This window comes from Paraburkholderia sp. CNPSo 3076, assembly GCF_026343935.1.
GTDB classification, from domain to species: domain Bacteria; phylum Pseudomonadota; class Gammaproteobacteria; order Burkholderiales; family Burkholderiaceae; genus Paraburkholderia; species Paraburkholderia nodosa.
The window spans coordinates 122,170-138,829 of the sequence record NZ_JAPMAL010000025.1 but is presented as its reverse complement, the minus strand read 5'-3'; the positions used below and the strand labels follow the sequence as shown (position 1 = coordinate 138,829).

General features: G+C 63.9%; 13 protein-coding genes. 9 read left to right on the top strand and 4 right to left on the bottom strand.

What is annotated here, in order from left to right:
* Positions 1-328 (top strand): isocitrate/isopropylmalate family dehydrogenase (locus M3A49_RS27470; RefSeq protein WP_266231841.1); only part of this gene is annotated, 328 nt, incomplete at its 5' end.
* An 87-nt stretch (positions 329-415) separates the two neighbouring features.
* Here the strand turns inward: M3A49_RS27470 and M3A49_RS27465 are convergent.
* The 4 genes from M3A49_RS27465 to M3A49_RS27450 form a co-directional block, all read right to left on the bottom strand.
* Positions 416-1,513, bottom strand: coding sequence for a PAS domain-containing protein (locus M3A49_RS27465; RefSeq protein WP_266231840.1), 1,098 nt, complete (start codon positions 1,511-1,513; stop codon positions 416-418).
* Positions 1,514-1,735: 222 nt separating this feature from the next.
* Positions 1,736-2,707 (bottom strand): PDR/VanB family oxidoreductase, encoded by a 972-nt coding sequence (locus M3A49_RS27460; RefSeq protein WP_254357616.1) that lies wholly within the window; start codon positions 2,705-2,707, stop codon positions 1,736-1,738.
* 80 nt (positions 2,708-2,787) lie between these two features.
* The gene (locus tag M3A49_RS27455; protein WP_266231839.1) at positions 2,788-4,248 is read right to left on the bottom strand and encodes an NAD-dependent succinate-semialdehyde dehydrogenase; all 1,461 of its coding nucleotides are present in this window, start codon (positions 4,246-4,248) and stop codon (positions 2,788-2,790) included.
* A 9-nt stretch (positions 4,249-4,257) separates the two neighbouring features.
* Positions 4,258-5,406 (bottom strand): aromatic ring-hydroxylating oxygenase subunit alpha, encoded by a 1,149-nt coding sequence (locus M3A49_RS27450; protein WP_254357614.1) that lies wholly within the window; start codon positions 5,404-5,406, stop codon positions 4,258-4,260.
* A 398-nt stretch (positions 5,407-5,804) separates the two neighbouring features.
* Here M3A49_RS27450 and M3A49_RS27445 point away from each other — a divergent pair, with 398 nt between their 5' ends.
* The 8 genes from M3A49_RS27445 (at position 5,805) to M3A49_RS27410 (ending at position 16,659) form a co-directional block, all read left to right on the top strand.
* Positions 5,805-7,250: a purine-cytosine permease family protein gene (locus M3A49_RS27445; RefSeq protein ID WP_266231838.1), complete on the top strand. Its 1,446-nt coding sequence runs from the start codon at positions 5,805-5,807 to the stop codon at positions 7,248-7,250.
* A 24-nt stretch (positions 7,251-7,274) separates the two neighbouring features.
* Positions 7,275-8,420, top strand: a complete 1,146-nt coding sequence (locus M3A49_RS27440; RefSeq protein WP_416339021.1) for a porin — start codon at positions 7,275-7,277, stop codon at positions 8,418-8,420.
* The gene (locus M3A49_RS27435; protein WP_266231837.1) at positions 8,420-9,409 is read left to right on the top strand and encodes a LysR substrate-binding domain-containing protein; all 990 of its coding nucleotides are present in this window, start codon (positions 8,420-8,422) and stop codon (positions 9,407-9,409) included. Before M3A49_RS27440 ends, M3A49_RS27435 begins: the two co-directional genes overlap by 1 nt.
* Positions 9,410-9,424: 15 nt before the next feature.
* Positions 9,425-10,660 carry an aromatic ring-hydroxylating oxygenase subunit alpha gene (locus M3A49_RS27430; RefSeq protein WP_266231836.1) on the top strand — a complete coding sequence of 412 codons (1,236 nt, stop codon included), beginning with the start codon at positions 9,425-9,427 and terminating at the stop codon, positions 10,658-10,660.
* Between the two features lie 256 nt (positions 10,661-10,916).
* Positions 10,917-12,506 carry an amino acid permease gene (locus M3A49_RS27425; RefSeq protein WP_266231835.1) on the top strand — a complete coding sequence of 530 codons (1,590 nt, stop codon included), beginning with the start codon at positions 10,917-10,919 and terminating at the stop codon, positions 12,504-12,506.
* A 62-nt stretch (positions 12,507-12,568) separates the two neighbouring features.
* Positions 12,569-13,837 (top strand): NAD(P)/FAD-dependent oxidoreductase, encoded by a 1,269-nt coding sequence (locus tag M3A49_RS27420; RefSeq protein WP_266231834.1) that lies wholly within the window; start codon positions 12,569-12,571, stop codon positions 13,835-13,837.
* A gap of 162 nt (positions 13,838-13,999) precedes the next feature.
* Positions 14,000-15,418, top strand: a complete 1,419-nt coding sequence (locus M3A49_RS27415; protein WP_266231833.1) for an MFS transporter — start codon at positions 14,000-14,002, stop codon at positions 15,416-15,418.
* A complete protein-coding gene (locus tag M3A49_RS27410) occupies positions 15,415-16,659 on the top strand; it encodes a metal-dependent hydrolase family protein (protein WP_266231832.1) in 1,245 nt (414 codons plus the stop codon). Before M3A49_RS27415 ends, M3A49_RS27410 begins: the two co-directional genes overlap by 4 nt.
* The last annotated feature ends 1 nt before the right edge of the window (position 16,660 follow it).

The following is a 16,660-nucleotide window of genomic DNA, read 5'->3' as shown; positions in this document are numbered from 1 at the left end:
GGATCTCGGCCCCGCATGCACGGGCACGATCGGTCTGGCGGCTTCGGCGAACCTGAATCCCGAGCGCAAGTTTCCGTCGCTGTTCGAGCCTGTGCACGGCTCGGCGCCCGACATCTTCGGCAAGCAGATCGCCAACCCCATCGCGATGATCTGGTCGGGCGCGATGATGCTGGACTTCCTCGGCAACGGCGACGCGCAATACAAGGCCGCGCACGACGCGATCATGCAGGCCATCGAGAAGGTGCTGGTGGAAGGCCCGCGCACACCCGACATGGGCGGCACGGCGAACACGACCGAGATCGGCAGGGCAGTCGCCGCTGCGCTTTAAGCGCAAAGGCTCGGGGTGTTCCTGCGGGACACCCCGTACTTCTCACGAGCTTTTCACACTTGAATTCAGCGCAGGATTGCGCAGCACTCAGTGCGGCGCGGCTCCCGTGGCCGCGTTTTCTTCCGCGCCCGGCTGGGCAGCCGCAGAGGCGCCTGCCGCCATGTCGGCAGGCTGCGCGGCGCGGCACAGCGCCGTGAGCCACACATCCTCGCCATGCGGTGCCACGCGCGCGTAGCCTTGCTCCACCACCAGCCGCCACGTATCGTCGGGCAGCGCCGCCCGATACAGCACGCGATAGTCGGCGCGGTGCGCGAGCGCTTCGTTCACGGCCGCTTCGCGCGCCGCGCGGTCGTCCGAATGAATGTGCCGCGAAAGTTCGACGTAATGGCGCGGCGCGTGCCCCGGATCGACGCCGAACAGACGGCACCATTCGTCCGAAACGATCAGCTCGTCCTGCGCCCGCAGCCAGCGCCAGGCGCCGAAGCCCGCAATCCGAGCGGCATCGTTGAGCAGCTGCAGGCGCCGTTGCTCTGCGGATTCCACTTCCTTGCGCGCACTGATGTCGATGGTGGTGCCCACCACGCGCACCGGGCGCGCCGCGTCGTCCAGCAGCGTGGCGACGCGCGACTCGATCCAGCGGGTTTGCCCGTCCGGCAAGATGATGCGGAAGTCCCAGACGCGCGGCGCCGTGCTCGCGACCAGCTCCCTAAGCGTCGCGTCGTTCAGCCAGATCGAATCCTCAGGATGGAGGATTTCCCAGAATTCGGCGTTGCTGTGAATCTCGCGGCCATAAAGCTTCGCGCAGTTGCTCGAATAGATCAGCTCGTCGGTGACGAGATTCCATTCCCACGTCACGATGCCCGCCAGTTCCTGCGCCTGCTTCATGCGCGCCTCGTTCGACATGATCTCGGCGGTGTAGCGGCGGCGCAGATTGGTCATCGGCAGCTCGATATTGCCCACGATGCCGAGGTCTTTCACGGCTTCGTCGCCGTAGCGCAGCCAAACCCAGTTCACGTCGAGAAACGCCGCGAGGCGGCGCAGGTTCGAATAGTCGATCTCGCCGCCGCGCGTCCACTTGTGCACGGCGGGGCGTGAAATGCCGACGGCGTCGGCGACTTGCTGGAGGTTCAGCTTCTTGTGCTCGAGCAGCACTTTCAGACGGAACGCGAACGTATCCTCGGACATCCAATTCCCTCTGTGACGAATCTGGCGCGGTCGAAAGAATCAAGCGCAAAAGGGCGGCATACACTCCATGGCCGCCGATCGGGGCCGGGCATATGCCGCCTCTGATGAATCGGGCGCGCGGCCCGGACGTTTCGTCCGCTCCATAACTCCCGCTAGTTTAACGGATCGGCAAGCGGGCCGTTCCGGACGGACGACTCATGGTGTCCCGCATACGCAGCCGGCCTAGAGGTCGATCACGAGGCGCGGCGTGCGTGCTCGCGACACGCACAGCAAAATGGTCTTTTGCGCGGCTTTCTCGTCGTCGTCCAGATATTGGTCGCGGTGATCCGCCTCGCCTTCGAGGATGGGGACTTCGCAGGTGCCGCACACGCCTTCGCGGCACAGCGACTCCACCGTCACGCCCGCGCGCTCGATGGCCTTGAGGATGCTCTCGTCTTCGCCCACTTCGAGTTCGATGCCGGACTTCGCCAGTACGACCGTGAATGCCTTGCCGCCCGTGTCCGTCGCGGCGAACTGCTCCGAGTGCAGTTGCGCCTTCGGCCAGCCCAGCAGCGCGGCGTTCGCGTAGACCGCGTCGTTGAGGCCTTGCGGGCCGCAGACGTAGACATGCGCGTCGCCGGGCAGATGATGGAAAAGCTTGAAGAGATCGAGCTTCTGGCCTTCGCTGTCGACATAGCAGTGCACGTTGGCCGCGTGCGGGCCGGTCTTCAGTTCGTCGACGAAGGCGCCGTGCTCGGGGCTGCGGTACGCGTAGTGCAGTTCCAGCTCGATATCCTCGGGGCGATGCTCGGCCAGCTGCGCGAGAAAAGGCGTAATGCCGATGCCCCCCGCGATGAACACGTGGCGCTTGGGGCCGTTGGTGTCTTTCGCGAGTTCGAACAGATTGGCGGGTGAACCGATCGCGAGCCGCGTGCCTGCCTCGACCTTGTCGTGCATGAAGGCGGAGCCGCCGCGCGAAGCCTCTTCGCGGCGCACGGCGATCTGATACTGGCGCGTGTCGTGCGGCGAGCTCAGGAGCGAATACGCATTGTGGTGCCACTGCTCGCCGTCCTGCATCGAGACGAGCACGTGGGCGCCGCCGCTGAATTCGGGCAGCGGGGCGCCATCGGGCAGCGCGAGCGTGAAGCGCTTGATGAGCGGAGTGAGTTGTTCGACGGCGACGACGTCGACAGTGATCGATTCGCGGGCGTTCATGTTGACTTCCTTGACTTCTGAATCCGGAAAAAGCAGCGGATGCGGCACGGCCCGCATCCGCTCGAAGCTGGGCGCCCGCCTTAGCGCGTGACACCCGCCATGCAGAGGTACTTGATCGACAGATAGTCTTCGATCCCGTACTTCGAGCCTTCGCGGCCGATGCCGGACTGCTTCACGCCGCCGAACGGCGCGACCTCGTTGGAGATCAGGCCCGTGTTGATACCGACGATGCCGTACTCGAGCTGCTCGGCCACACGCCAGATGCGGCCGATGTCGCGGCTGTAGAAGTACGCGGCGAGGCCATAGATCGAATCGTTCGCGAGCTGCACGACTTCGGCGTCGCTCGAAAAGCGCACGATGGGCGCGACCGGTCCGAAGATTTCCTCGGCGAGCACGGCCATGCCGGGCTTCGCATCGGCGAGCACGGTGGGTGCGTAGAAGTTGCCGCCGCGTGCATGCGGCGCGCCGCCCGTGACCACGCGTGCGCCTTGTGCCACGGCGTCGCGCACGAGGCCGTCGACCTTGTCGCGCGCGGCTTCGGTAATGAGCGGGCCGATGTTCACGCCTTCGGCGAAACCGTCGTCCACCTCGAAGGCGCTCACGCGCTCAGCAAAGCGACGGCAGAACTCGTCGTACACCGAATCGTGCACGTAGAAGCGGTTCGCGCACACGCAGGTCTGGCCGGCGTTGCGGTACTTCGAGAGCAGGGCGCCTTCGATGGCGGCGTCCAGATCCGCATCGTCGAACACGATGAACGGCGCGTTGCCGCCCAGCTCCAGCGAGACCTTCTTGACCGTGTCCGAGCACTGGCGCATCAGGAGGCGGCCCACTTCGGTCGAGCCCGTGAACGTGAGCTTCTTGACGAGCGGGCTCGACGTCATTTCGAGGCCGATCTCGCGCGACTTGCCCGTGACGATGTTGATCACGCCGGCCGGAATGCCGGCCTGTTCTGCCAGTGCCGCGAGTGCGAACGCGGAAAGCGGCGTCTCGTTGGCGGGCTTGATGACGATGGTGCAGCCGGCGGCCAGCGCCGGGGCGGCCTTGCGCGTGATCATCGCGGCCGGGAAATTCCACGGCGTGATGGCGGCGCACACGCCGATCGGCTCTTTCGTCACGACGAGGCGCTGGTCCGGGTTCGGGCTCGGGATCACGTCGCCGTCGATGCGCTTGCCCTGCTCGGCGAACCATTCGATGAACGAGGCCGCGTAGCCGATCTCGCCGTGTGCTTCCGCGAGCGGCTTGCCTTGCTCGCGCGTCATGATCTGGGCCAGCGTTTCCTGGTTCGCCATGATGAGCTCGAACCAGTTGCGCAACAGGCGCGCGCGCTCCTTCGCGGTGGTGGCTCGCCACGCGGGGAAGGCGCGGTGCGCGGCCTCGATGGCCGCGCGGGCTTCCGGCGCGCCCATGTTCGGCACGTTCGCAATGCGCTCGCCCGTGGAGGGGTTGTGGACCTCGAGCGTGGCGCCGTCGTCGGCGCCACGCCACTGGCCGTCGATATAGGCCTGCTCGTGCAGCAGGCCGGGATGTTGAAGGTTCGTCATGCTGGCCTCTTAGTCCTGATACTGCTGCGCGAGCAGATTGTGGAAGTGCGCGATGCCGTGCTCGCTGATGCCGCTACGTTGCTTGTCGACCATGATGCGGCCCTGGCCGCGATAGCCGCGCGACTTCAAGCCTTTCTGCACGCTTTCCACGAGGCGCAGGTCTTCCGGGCGGAACACGGTGCGATACCACTCGATCAGCTTTTGCTGCTCTTCGGTCGGCTCGTCGTTCAGGAAGTAGATGTCGTAGTGCTGGAGCGTGACTTCGGCGCTCATCGGGAATTCGTAGATGACCGTCATGAAGTCGCTGCCCGGCGGCACGTTGAACATCGTGCACGGCCACGCCCAGTAGCCGCTGAAGCTCGGGTCCTTCACGGACGGATCGAGCTTGAACGAGCGCTCCGACGACTGCGCATGACCGAATTGCACCGTCCAGTTGCCGTGCAGAGAGTGCGTGTACTGGTCGATCTTCACGGAGTCCGAGAAGCCGGGGTGAGCCGGGCCGCAGTGGTAGCACTCCAGATAGTTATCGACGATCGACTTCCAGTTGGCCGGCGTTTCGGTCACGAAGCGGGCAGCCAGCTTGAGGTCGTCGATCACCGGGCAGGCGCGGCGCAGGCTGGCTTCGAGGCCGGGCAGCTGCGCCTCCACGCCTTGTGCGTCCGGGTTCAGGTTGATGAACACGAAGCCCGCATATTCCTCCACGCGCACCGGCACGAGCGTGGAGTTCTCCTTGTCGAACGACTCCACGTGATCGCAGTTGTTGGCGTGCGCGAGCGCGCCGTCGAGCTTGAACGCCCAGGCGTGGTACGGGCAGGTGATGACGTTCTTCGCCTTGCCGCTGCCTTCGAGCAGCTGGTGGCCGCGGTGCGGGCAGACGTTATAGAACGCGCGCAGGACGCTGTCCTTGCCGCGCACGAGCAGAATGTTTTCGCCGACCACCTCGCGCGTCACGTAGGCGTTCGTTTCGGCCAGTTCGCTGCGGTGCGCGACGCAGATCCACGCGTTCTCGAAGATCTTCTGTTCTTCCGCCTTGTACACCGCCTCGGAGGTGTAGTAGCTCGCCGGGATGGTCCAGGCGAGTTCCGGGTTGGCGCAGAAGTCGGCCGGCAGTTTCGGCTGTTCGGGTTTCTTGTGGAATTCGATCGGGAGGTAGGTCATGGCGTCCGCCGTACTGGGGTTGGTTAACTAGCAGTTACGATGAAACTAAAGGTTAACGAAAATATAAGTGAAATTTCGACGGCAGGGGATCAGGGTTATCCCTCGACGCTGACGGAGGCGCCTCTTTCGTTGATGCGTATGCCGTATTCTTGTTCTTATAAATCAACGTCCATTGGCGTTTGGCAAAGCAAATCGATTTCTCCACGGACGTCAATAGGAGGATGCGATAGTGCGACGAAACCCTCTACGGTGCGTACCATTGTTAACTGTAGGTTTTAGATTAACTACAGGATAACCGCGCCGTGTCTGGAAACTGGAACCTCTGGTATCGGGGCCGGCGTGGGAAGCGCAGCCGCGTCATGCGGGGCCGCGCGAGCCACCCCACAACTGGAGGAGACATGTCCCAAGAGGCAATAGCCGAAGCGCTGGCCAATGAGCCGTCGCGCGCCAAATCGCGTATCGAATCACGCTCGATCGACTACGTGCCGCTCGCCGAACGCAAGGGCCGGGCGTGGCATCTGTGGCCCGTATGGTTCACGGGCGATGCCAACCTCGCGACCATCGCGGCCGGCGCGATCGGCATCAGCATGGGCGGCAACCTGCTGTGGAGCGCGATCGCCATCGTGCTCGGCAACGTGCTCGGCACCTTCTTCATGGCGTTCCATTCGAGCCAGGGGCCGCAGCTCGGGCTGCCTCAGATGATCCAGTCGCGCCCGCAGTTCGGCTACATGGGCGCGTTGCTCGTGTGGGTGGTCGCGCTCGTCACCTATATCGGCTACAACTCGTTCAACCAGCTGATGGCGGGGCAGACCGCGCATCATCTGCTCGGTACCGAACCGCATCTGAGCTACATCGTCTTCACCGTGATTGCGGTCGCACTCGCAGTATTCGGCTATGACCTGATCCACAAGGCGCAGCGCTGGCTCGCGTTCGCGCTGCTCGCGGCGCTCACGATCTTCAGTATCGGCATGTGCGTGAAGGTGCCGTTCCCCGCGGGCCAGTTGAGCCTCGCCGGCTTCAAGACCACGCCGTTCCTCGTGCAGCTCTTCTCGGCGGCGGCTTATCAGCTTTCGTGGTCGATCTACGTTTCGGACTACTCGCGATATCTTCCGCCCAATACCGGTGTGCGTGCCACCTTCTGGTGGACCTTCCTTGGCGCGTTCATCGGCGGCGTCTGGATGATGCTGGTGGGCACCGCGGCGGCGGCGCTCAACGCGCAGATCGAGATTTCCGATGCGGTCCAGCGCGCGGGCGACATGATCTTTCCGGGCTTTGGCACGGTCACGCTGCTGCTTTCGCTGCTGGGGCTGCTCGCCATTACCGGCCTGAACTTCTACGGCGCCTCGCTCACGTTGCTCAGCATCACCGACTCGTTCAAGCCGCTCAAATCGAACGCGACCAAGCGCGTGCTGAGCCTGATCGTGGTAGCCCTCACGGCGACATCGCTCGCGTTCGCGGCGTCGGACAACTTCATGGGCAAGTTCGGCGATTTTCTCGGCATTCTCGGCTACCTGTTTACGCCGTGGACCGCGATCAACCTGGTCGACTTCTTCATCGTGCGCCACTCGCATTACTCGGTGCGCGAGATATTCAACCCACGCGGCATCTACGGCCGCTGGAACTGGCGTGGCCTGACCGCCTACGCGGCAGGCTTCGTCGCGATGATCCCGTTCTTCAAGACGGAGCTTTACACCGGCCCGGTCGCCAATGCGCTTGGCGGCACCGACATCGCGATGCTCGTGGGCCTGCCTGTCGCCGCGCTGGTCTATCTGTGGACCTGCCGCTCGCTCGACATTGAAAAAGAACGCCAACTCGTGCGCGAAGCCGACCGCGGCCTGAACTGATTGCGCCACAACAGCGACGACAACATGAAATCGATGAACACAATGCGGTTTGCCGCGCAGGCTGCGCTCGCGCTCGCCATGCTTCCGGTGGCAGCCCGTGCACAAAGTGGCGTCACGCTCTACGGCGTGCTCGACGCGGGCGTTACCTACGTGAGCAACGCTGGCGGTTCGTATCAGGTGAAGTTCGACGACGGCGTTTCGTATGGAAACCGCTGGGGCCTGAAAGGCACCGAGGATCTGGGCGGCGGCCTGAAGGCCGTCTTCAAGCTGGAGAGCGGCTTTCACATTGGCAGCGGGCAGCTCACGAACGGAGGATCGCTTTTCGGTCGCCAGGCTTACGTAGGTCTGCAAAACGACTGGGGTACGCTCACGTTCGGCAACCAGATCGACATGACGCAGGAGTTCGTCTACTTGTACAACGCCTCGTCATGGGCGAGTGGCTATGCGATCAACCAGGGCGACTTCGACCGCATGAACGGCGACCATCTGCCGAACGCCGTGAAGTTCATGTCGAACACGTTCGGAGGCTTCCAGTTCGGCGGCATGTACTCGTTCAGCAATACGCCGGGGGACTTCCACACGGGCAGCGCGTGGAGCGTGGGCGCGCAGTATCAGCACGGCGCGTTCTCGATGGGCACGGCCTATACGCAGTTGAACAACCCGTCGGGCATCTACGCGTTCGACCCATACAACATGATCGGCGTGCGCACGTTCTTCGGCAGGCCGACCGTGAGCGTCGATCCCACCACGGGCGCCGTCAGCTCGCTCTATGCAAACACGCCTTTCCCGGTGGACAAGCAGGGTGCCTTCGGCGTAGGCGCGAGCTACGCACTTGACAAGGTCACGCTGATGGGCGCGTTCACGTACACGCAGATCAAGGCGTTCGGCGAGAGCGAGCACATGCAGGTCGCCGAGGGCGGCGCGAACTGGCAGATCACGCCCGCGGCGAGTCTCGTGGGCGGCTACCAGTACACGCACTTCGACGGCCACCACTGGAATCAGCTCTCGGCGGCGATGCACTACCTGCTTTCGAAGAGCACCGACGTCTATATCTCGGGCGACTGGCTGAAGGCGTCGGAAGGCGTGGATGCGGTGATCGGCTACAGCTTCACGCCGTCCTCCACGACCACGCAGGCCGATGTGCGCATCGGCATGCGCCATACGTTCTAATGAAAGCAGCTACCACCCCCGAGCTGGACGACCTGCGGGTCTTCTGCACGGTCGCCCGCAAGTCGAGCTTTAGTGCGGCCGCCGACGCGCTTTGCGCCTCGGCGGCATACGTGAGCAAGCGTGTCGGGATACTCGAAGCGCGGCTCGGCACGCGTTTGCTGCATCGCTCGACGCGCCGCGTGGCGATGACAGCGGCGGGCGAGCGCGTTTTTTCCTGGGCCGAGAAAATCCTCGACGACGTGGACCAGCTCGTCGAGGACGTCTCCAGCACGCGGCGCATTCCGCGCGGCACGTTGCGCGTGTCGAGCAGCTTCGGCTTTGGGCGCAAGTTCGTCGCGCCGGCGCTGGCGGCGTTGTCGGACCGGTATCAGCAACTGAACGTGCAGCTCGATCTGTTCGACCGTGTAATCGATGTGGTGGGCGAGGGCTTCGATCTCGATGTGCGCATCGGCGACGACATCGCGGGCCATCTGATCACGAAGCGGCTCGCGACGAACTACCGGGTGCTTTGCGCCGCGCCCTCGTACCTCGCGCAACATGGCTCGCCGCAGACCATCGCGGAGCTGGAGTCGCACGCTTGCCTGGCGATCAAGGAGCGTGATCATCCGTTCGGCGTCTGGCGGCTCGATGCGGGTGGCAAGACGACTGCCGTGAAGGTGACGGGCCCGCTTTCGACGAATCACGGCGAAGCTGCAGTGCAATGGGCGCTGGCCGGGCGCGGCATCGTGTTGCGCTCGATCTGGGACGTGGGGCCGCTGCTGGACGAAGGGCGGCTGCAGCGCGTATTGCCCGACGTCACGCAGCCCGCCAATGTGTGGGCGGTGTTTCCGGAGCGGCTCGCGCAGTCGGCGAAAGTGAAAGTGTGCGTGGACTTTCTGGTCGAAACGTTTGCGCAGGCCGGGTTCGGCGGTGCGCCGCCGGTGCCGGACATTGCCGACAACGCCTGGCGCGACGTGGGTGCAAGCGAACGGTTCGTGGAATCCGACTAAAAAGGGGTGTTTGACGTGATCGATTTTGCGCATGTTCGTTCGTTGCTCGAGGCGCGGCGCGAAGGCTACAGCCTCGAAGGTCACTTCTATACGGACCCCGCAATGCACGAACTCGACATCGAGGCGGTCTTCTCGAACGAATGGCTGTTCGCGTGCAACGTGGCCGAAATTCCGCGCGAAGGCGACTACGTCACGCTCGATATCGGCAAGACCTCGGTGGTCGTGCTGCGCGGGAAGGGCGGCGACGTCGGTGCGTTCTTCAACACCTGCCGCCATCGCGGTTCGGTCCTCTGCACCGAGCCAGCGGGGCATGCGAAGCGGCTGGTCTGTCCGTACCATCAGTGGGTCTACGAACTCGACGGCAGCTTGCTGAGCGCGCGCCAGATGCCCGCCGGTTTCGATCGTGGCGCCCATGGCCTGCGGCCGGTTCATGTCGAAGTCATCTGCGGGATGGTTTATGTCTGCATCGCCGACACGCCACCCGACATCTCACGCTTCAAGGCGGCGGTCACGCCGTATATCGCGCCGCACCGGCCGGATCGCACCAAGGTCGCGTTTTCCATGACGATCGTGGAAGAGGCGAACTGGAAACTCGTGATCGAGAACAATCGCGAGTGCTATCACTGCGTGGGAAGCCACCCGGAACTGCTCGCCACGCTGATTGAATTCGCGCTGCCGGACGACCCGCGCGCGAACCGCGATTTCCAGCTCCTGATGCAGGAAAAGACGGCGCTCTGGGAGCGTCTCGCGTTGCCGCATTTGCCCGCGGACGGTGGGACGGAATTCCGCTGCATCCGCTTGCCGTTCCATCGCGGCGCGGTCTCGTTCACCGCCGACGGCCGCCCTGCGTGCAAGAGGCTGCTGGGCGGCCTGACCGAGCCCGATCTCGGCTCGGTGCGGATGTTCAGGATTCCGAACAACTGGAACCACTTCCTCTCGGACCATATCATCCATTTTCGTGTGCTGCCCTTGTCGGCCACGCAGACGGCGCTCAAGACGACCTGGCTCGTGCACGAGGATGCCGTAGAAGGCGTGGATTACGACGTAGAGACGCTCACACAGGTATGGCGCGCGACGAACGAGCAGGACGCCACGCTGGTGATGCACAATCAGCGCGGCACAAGTTCGAAGGCGTACGCGCCGGGGCCCTATGCGCCTTCGGAGTTCATGCTGACCAACTTCACCAACTGGTACGCGCGGAAGCTGGCGGCCTACGTAAAGGGAGCACGGTTGGCGATTTCGCAGGCTTGATGAAAAAAGTGCATCAATTAGTTCTTAAATATCGTTTGTAGCCTTCGTTTCCCAATCCATATACTCGGTCCGGCGTCGCGTGTGTGCTGCACACCGCTGGCGTATTCCCGGCCGCTTCGTTTCAGGCGTGCGGTCACCCCAAAAAAATGAAGACGGCACGTACGTCGGTCGGTCCCGTGCGTGAATCCCGCAAGAGGGTAGCGGGAAGGCCAGACGTGCTTCGCCTCTGAAAGTCGACATGGAGACAACGCACGTCATGCGTTCACAATCCGGCAAACATTCTGAGAATCCATCCAGCTCGAGACCCCGGAAGCCCAAACTCCATCGCAGCCTGCAAGCGCGCCACTTGCGCATGATCGCCATTGGCGGCTCCATTGGCACGGGCCTGTTCGTGGCCACGGGCGCATCGATTTCGCAGGCGGGCCCCGGAGGCGCGATCCTTTCGTACATGGTGATCGGCCTGATGGTCTATTTCCTGATGACGAGCCTCGGCGAGATGGCGGCGTTCATGCCAGTTTCGGGCTCGTTCGCCGCATACGGTGCAAAGTTCGTCGATGAGGGCTTCGGTTTCGCCATCGGCTGGAACTACTGGTATAGCTGGGCCGTGACGATCGCAGTCGAACTCGTCGCGGCGCAACTCGTGATGGGCTACTGGTTCCCGCACGTGCCGGGCATGTGGTGGAGCGCGCTCTTTCTGGCCGTGGTTTTCTCGTTCAACGCGTTGTCGGTTCGCGGCTTCGGTGAGGCCGAGTACTGGTTCGCGTTGATCAAGGTGCTGACCGTGCTTGCGTTCATCGCGATCGGTCTCCTGATGATTTTCGGCATCCTGCAAGGCGGCCCCAGCAATGGCTGGGAAAACTTCACGATCAAGGACGCGCCGTTTGCCGGCGGCTGGAGCGCGATGCTCGGCGTCGCCATGATCGCGGGCTTTTCGTTCCAGGGCACGGAGATGATCGGCGTCGCGGCGGGCGAAGCAGAAAACCCGGGCGCGACGATTCCGCGTGCAGTCAAACAGATCTTCTGGCGCATCCTGCTTTTCTACGTGCTCGCGATTTTCGTCATTGGCGTGCTCGTTCCCTATACGGATCCCAACCTGCTCAAAAGCGACGTGACCGATATCGGCGTGAGTCCGTTTACGCTCGTATTCCGGCGTGCCGGTCTTGCGTTTGCGGCCGGCGTGATGAATGCGGTCATCCTCTCCGCCGTGCTGTCCGCCGGCAATTCCGGCATGTACGCGTCGACTCGCATGCTATACAACCTCGCCATGGAAGGCCGCGCGCCCCGGCTGTTTGCGAAGCTTTCGCCGGGCGGCGTGCCGCGCAACGCACTGTACGCGACGACCGCGGTCGGGGCACTGTGCTTTCTCTCGTCGCTCTATGGCGACAAGACGATGTACCTGTGGTTGCTGAATCTGTCGGGAATGGCGGGCTTCATCACGTGGCTCGGCATCGCGGTCAGCCATTATCGGTTCCGCAAGGGATTCCTGAAGCAGGGCTATCGCCTCGAGCAATTGCCGTATCGCGCGAAATGGTTCCCGTTCGGCCCGATTCTCGCCGCCGTGCTTTGTACCGTCGTCACGATCGGCCAGAACTATCAGGCTTTGCTTGCCAATAAGATAGACTGGGTAGACGTGGCTGCGACCTATATCGGCCTGCCGCTCTTTCTCGTGGTCTGGTTGGGCTACTCGATCGTGCGCAGATGCCGGCTGGTTCGCTACGAAGACATGGAGATCGCGCCGTGGATCGAACGCCAGATGTCGGCGTCCTCCGAGACTTCGTTGAGCGCCGGCTATCCGGCCAGCATCGCCAGCCAGGTGAATCAGGTGAAGGCGGCTTCGGACGTGTGATCCAGCGCTGCAACGTCGATATTCTCCTGTTTTCCTTTCGTACATCGAAATTCTGTAATCGCATGAACAATTACTACGAATCCACCGTCTCTCGTCCGTCCTACCCGCAACTGACCAGCACGACAGATACGCAAATCTGCATAGTCGGCGGCGGCCTCGCCGGCCTGAATACCGCGCTCGGGCTAGTCGAGCGCGGCGTGCGCGACATTGTCGTGCTCGATGCCGAGCGCGTGGGCTTTGGCGCGTCGGGCCGTAACGGCGGCTTCGTGTTCGGCGGTTACAGCCTCGACAATGCCGATCTGCTGCGCACGCTCGGGCACAGCCAGGCGCGCTCCCTGTACCAGCTCACGGTCGACGCCGTGGAGCTGATCCGCACGCGCATCGCACGCTACGGAATCGATTGCGAGATCGTCGATCGTGGCGTCGTGCTCGCGAACTGGTTCGATGATCCGTCGCGGCTCGACACAACGCGCACGCTGATGAAGCGCGACTTTGGCGTCGACTGGGAGCCGGTGACCAAGGACGCGTTGCGCGCGCAGTTGAAGACCACGCGTTATCACGGCGGCCTGTTCGAGCCCAACGCTTTTCATTTCCATCCGCTGAAGTACGTGCTCGGCGTTGCGAACGCCGCTGCGCAGGGCGGCGCCCGAATCTACGAACGATCGCCGGTGCGCGCGATCGAGCGGAACGGCGCGGGCTTCGTCGTGCGCACATCGCACGGCACCGTCACCGCGAAGGATGTCGTGTTCGCCGGCGGCGGTTATGCGCGCGGCGTCGCACCGCGTATCGAGCGTGCGGTATTGCCGATCGCGACCTACGTGATCGCCACCGAGCCGCTTGGCGCGCGTCTTGCCGATGCGATCGACGCGCCCTATGCGGTCTACGACACGCGCTTCGCGTTCGACTATTACCGGCCGCTGAAGGACACGCGCATTCTTTGGGGTGGCCGGATCTCGGTGCTCGACCGCGGTCCGGACGCCATCGCGCGCCTGCTCAAGCGCGACCTCGCACGCGTGTATCCGCAACTGGCGGATGTGAAGATCGAGCACGCCTGGGGTGGCTTGATGAGCTACGCGCGGCACAAGATGCCGCAAATCGGTCGAGATGCCGACGGCGTCTGGCATGCCATCGCATTCGGCGGCCACGGCATGGCGCCCACCACGGTCGCGGGCGAGACGCTGGCCGACGCGTTGGCGCTGGGCGTGCCGGTGCCCGAAGGCTTTTCCGCATTCAGCCTGACGCGCACCTTCGGTCTCGCGGGCCTCGCGGCCGCACAACTGACGTACAGTGCTTTCCAGGCGCGCGATGCGCTTGCCGCATACCGCCACTAAGCCCCTCAGTCGTCCCGCCCGCGCGCCAGGCGTGCGGGGTGTGCCGCTATGCTGGAATCCGCATGTTCGGTGCGGTTTGTTGTCAAGACGTGTCAATTTCGGCTCCCTATACTCGCCTGACATTGCCCGGCGCCACGCCACTCCCCCTTCTGGAGGCAAGCCATGTCGACGATTCCAGCACGCATAGAACGCATGCCGTATTCGAGCTTTCACAGGCGATTGTTGTGGCTGGGAGGACTGGGCTACGTGTTCGATGCGATGGATGCCGCCGTGCTGGCCTTCATGCTGCCGGTGTTGCGCACGCAGTGGCATCTGAGCAGCGTACAGACCGGCGTGCTCGGTAGCGGCACCTTCATTGGGTATTTCTTCGGCGCCGCGATCGCCGGGATACTCGGCGACGTGATCGGGCGGCGCACGGTCATGGTGTGGGCGCTGATCATCTACTGCATCGCTTCGCTCATTAGCGCCGTGGCGCAGGACTGGCCGTTCTTCATGGCGATGCGCATCGTCGCCGGTGTTGGCACCGGCGCCGAAAGCGCCATCGTGGCGCCGTTTCTCTCCGAGTTCGTGGCGCGCAAGTATCGCGGCACGTTCACCGGCAGTCTGGCGGCGTTCTTTTCGTTCGGCTTCGTCGCCGCCGCGGTGCTCGGTTACCTGGTGATCCCGCTGGCACCCGATGCCTGGCGCGCCGTCTCGGTAATCACCGCGCTCCCGGTCGTCATGCTGCTGTGGTGGCGGCGTGCACTGCCGGAGTCGCCGCGCTGGCTCGATACGCGCGGCAGAACCGCCGAAGCCGAGGCGATCGTCGACAAAATGGAAGCGGAGGTGCGCGCCAACGGCTTGCAACTCGAGCCGCTGCAAGCGCACGAGCCGGCTGCGCCGGCAACCGCGGGGCGCGGCACGCCGCTGGGCAACCTCAAGGCACTCTGGTCGCGTGAACTGGCGAGCATTACCGCGATGGCCTGGCTGATGTGGCTGTCGATCACGTTCAGCTACTACGCGTTCTTTACGTGGATCCCCGGCTTGCTGGTGCAAAGCGGCATGACCATCACGCGTAGCTTTTCGTATTCGCTCGTCATGTACCTCGCGCAAATTCCCGGCTACTTTTCGGGTGCATGGCTCAATGAAAAGATCGGCCGCCAGGCCACCATCGCGAGCTACATGGCCCTTGGCGGCCTCTCCGCGCTGGGACTCGCGCTTACCCACGGCAATGCCGAAATTCTGGCGGCGGGCTTTCTGCTGTCGTTCTTCATGAACGGGACGTATGCCGGCGTCTACGCTTTCACGCCCGAAGTGTTCCCAACCGACGTTCGTGCGACCGGCATGGGCGTCGCTTCGGCAATCGGGCGCCTCGGCGCGATCGCCGCGCCCATCCTGGTTGGCTATCTCTACCCGCGCCTCGGTTTCGGCGGGGTTTTCGGCGCCACGACGCTGGTGCTGATCATCGGTGCGCTCGCCGTTCTGATCATGGGCGTACCCACTCGCGGCCGATCGCTCGAAGAAATTGCCGCCATGCGCCTGAAACGCTCACAGTCGGCGCATGTCGCGCTCGAGCGAGGCAGCCGGAGGAGAAACGTATGAACCGCATCCTGTTCAAGAACGGTGCTTTGCTCGATCCGCTGCAAGGCGCATTGCAGCCGGGCCACAACCTGCTGGTGGAGGGCGACACGATCAAGGCAGTGTCGCCACAGCCGATCGAGGCTCACGACGCGCAGGTCATCGACCTCGCAGGCAAGACCATCATGCCGGGCTTGATCGACCTGCACGCGCATATGGTCGCGACGCAGTTCGATCTGCCGGGTCAGGCAAGAATGCCCAACGTATTCGTCACGCTCAAGGCGGTGCCGATCATGCGCGGCATCTTGCGGCGTGGGTTTACGACCGTGCGCGATGCGGGCGGTGCCGGCCTCGCGCTGAAGCAATCGATCGAAATGGGCCTCGCGCAGGGGCCACGCCTGTTCATCGCCGGGCGTGCACTCAGCCAGACCGGCGGCCACGGCGACGTGCGCGCCCGCTCGGACTTCATCGTCGGCGACGCGCCGTGTAACTGCTGCGTGCGCGTCGGGGCCTTGAGCCGCGTCGTCGACGGCGTCGACGCGTTGCGTCGGGCAGTGCGGGAAGAACTGCAGATGGGCGCCGACCAGATCAAGATCATGGCTTCGGGCGGCGTCGCGTCGCCGACCGATCCGGTCGGCGCGCTCGGTTACTCGGAGGACGAGATCCGCGCGGTCGTCGCCGAAGCCCAGGCGCGCGGCACCTACGTGATGGCGCATGCCTATACGCCCGAATCGATGCAGCGCGCGGTGCGCTGCGGGGTGCGCACCATCGAGCACGGCAATCTGATCGACGCACCGACCGCCGCGCTGATGGCCGAGCACGGCGCGTACGCGGTGCCCACGCTGGTGGCCTACGAAGCCTTGCATCTGGAGGGCGTGCGCTACGGCTTGCCCCCCGAGAGCGCGGCCAAGATCGACATCGTGCGCGAGGCCGGCCTGCAGTCACTGGAAATATTCAAACGCGCCGGGGTCAAGATGGGTTTCGGCAGCGATCTGCTCGGACCGTCGCATCGCATGCAGAGCGACGAGTTCACGATTCGCGCGCAAGTCCTGACGCCTGCGGAGATCATCAGCAGCGCCACCACCATCGGCGCCGAAATCCTCGGCATGACGGGCAAGCTGGGACGCCTGGCACCAGGCGCTTATGCCGACGTGCTGGTGGTCGATGGCGATCCGCTGCGCGACCTGGGCTGCCTCGGCGGCCAGGGCGATCACATTCCGCTGGTGATGAAGGGCGGACACGTCGAATTCAACGAATTGCACTGAA

Coding starts and splice junctions, on each gene's coding strand:
- M3A49_RS27435 (WP_266231837.1), top strand. CDS start 8,420: ATGAAAGCAGCTACCACCCCCGAGCTGGACGACCTGCGGGTCTTCTGC.
- M3A49_RS27460 (WP_254357616.1), bottom strand. CDS start 2,707: ATGAACGCCCGCGAATCGATCACTGTCGACGTCGTCGCCGTCGAACAA.
- M3A49_RS27465 (WP_266231840.1), bottom strand. CDS start 1,513: ATGTCCGAGGATACGTTCGCGTTCCGTCTGAAAGTGCTGCTCGAGCAC.
- M3A49_RS27415 (WP_266231833.1), top strand. CDS start 14,000: ATGTCGACGATTCCAGCACGCATAGAACGCATGCCGTATTCGAGCTTT.
- M3A49_RS27455 (WP_266231839.1), bottom strand. CDS start 4,248: ATGACGAACCTTCAACATCCCGGCCTGCTGCACGAGCAGGCCTATATC.
- M3A49_RS27410 (WP_266231832.1), top strand. CDS start 15,415: ATGAACCGCATCCTGTTCAAGAACGGTGCTTTGCTCGATCCGCTGCAA.
- M3A49_RS27425 (WP_266231835.1), top strand. CDS start 10,917: ATGCGTTCACAATCCGGCAAACATTCTGAGAATCCATCCAGCTCGAGA.
- M3A49_RS27420 (WP_266231834.1), top strand. CDS start 12,569: ATGAACAATTACTACGAATCCACCGTCTCTCGTCCGTCCTACCCGCAA.
- M3A49_RS27450 (WP_254357614.1), bottom strand. CDS start 5,406: ATGACCTACCTCCCGATCGAATTCCACAAGAAACCCGAACAGCCGAAA.
- M3A49_RS27440 (WP_416339021.1), top strand. CDS start 7,275: ATGAAATCGATGAACACAATGCGGTTTGCCGCGCAGGCTGCGCTCGCG.
- M3A49_RS27445 (WP_266231838.1), top strand. CDS start 5,805: ATGTCCCAAGAGGCAATAGCCGAAGCGCTGGCCAATGAGCCGTCGCGC.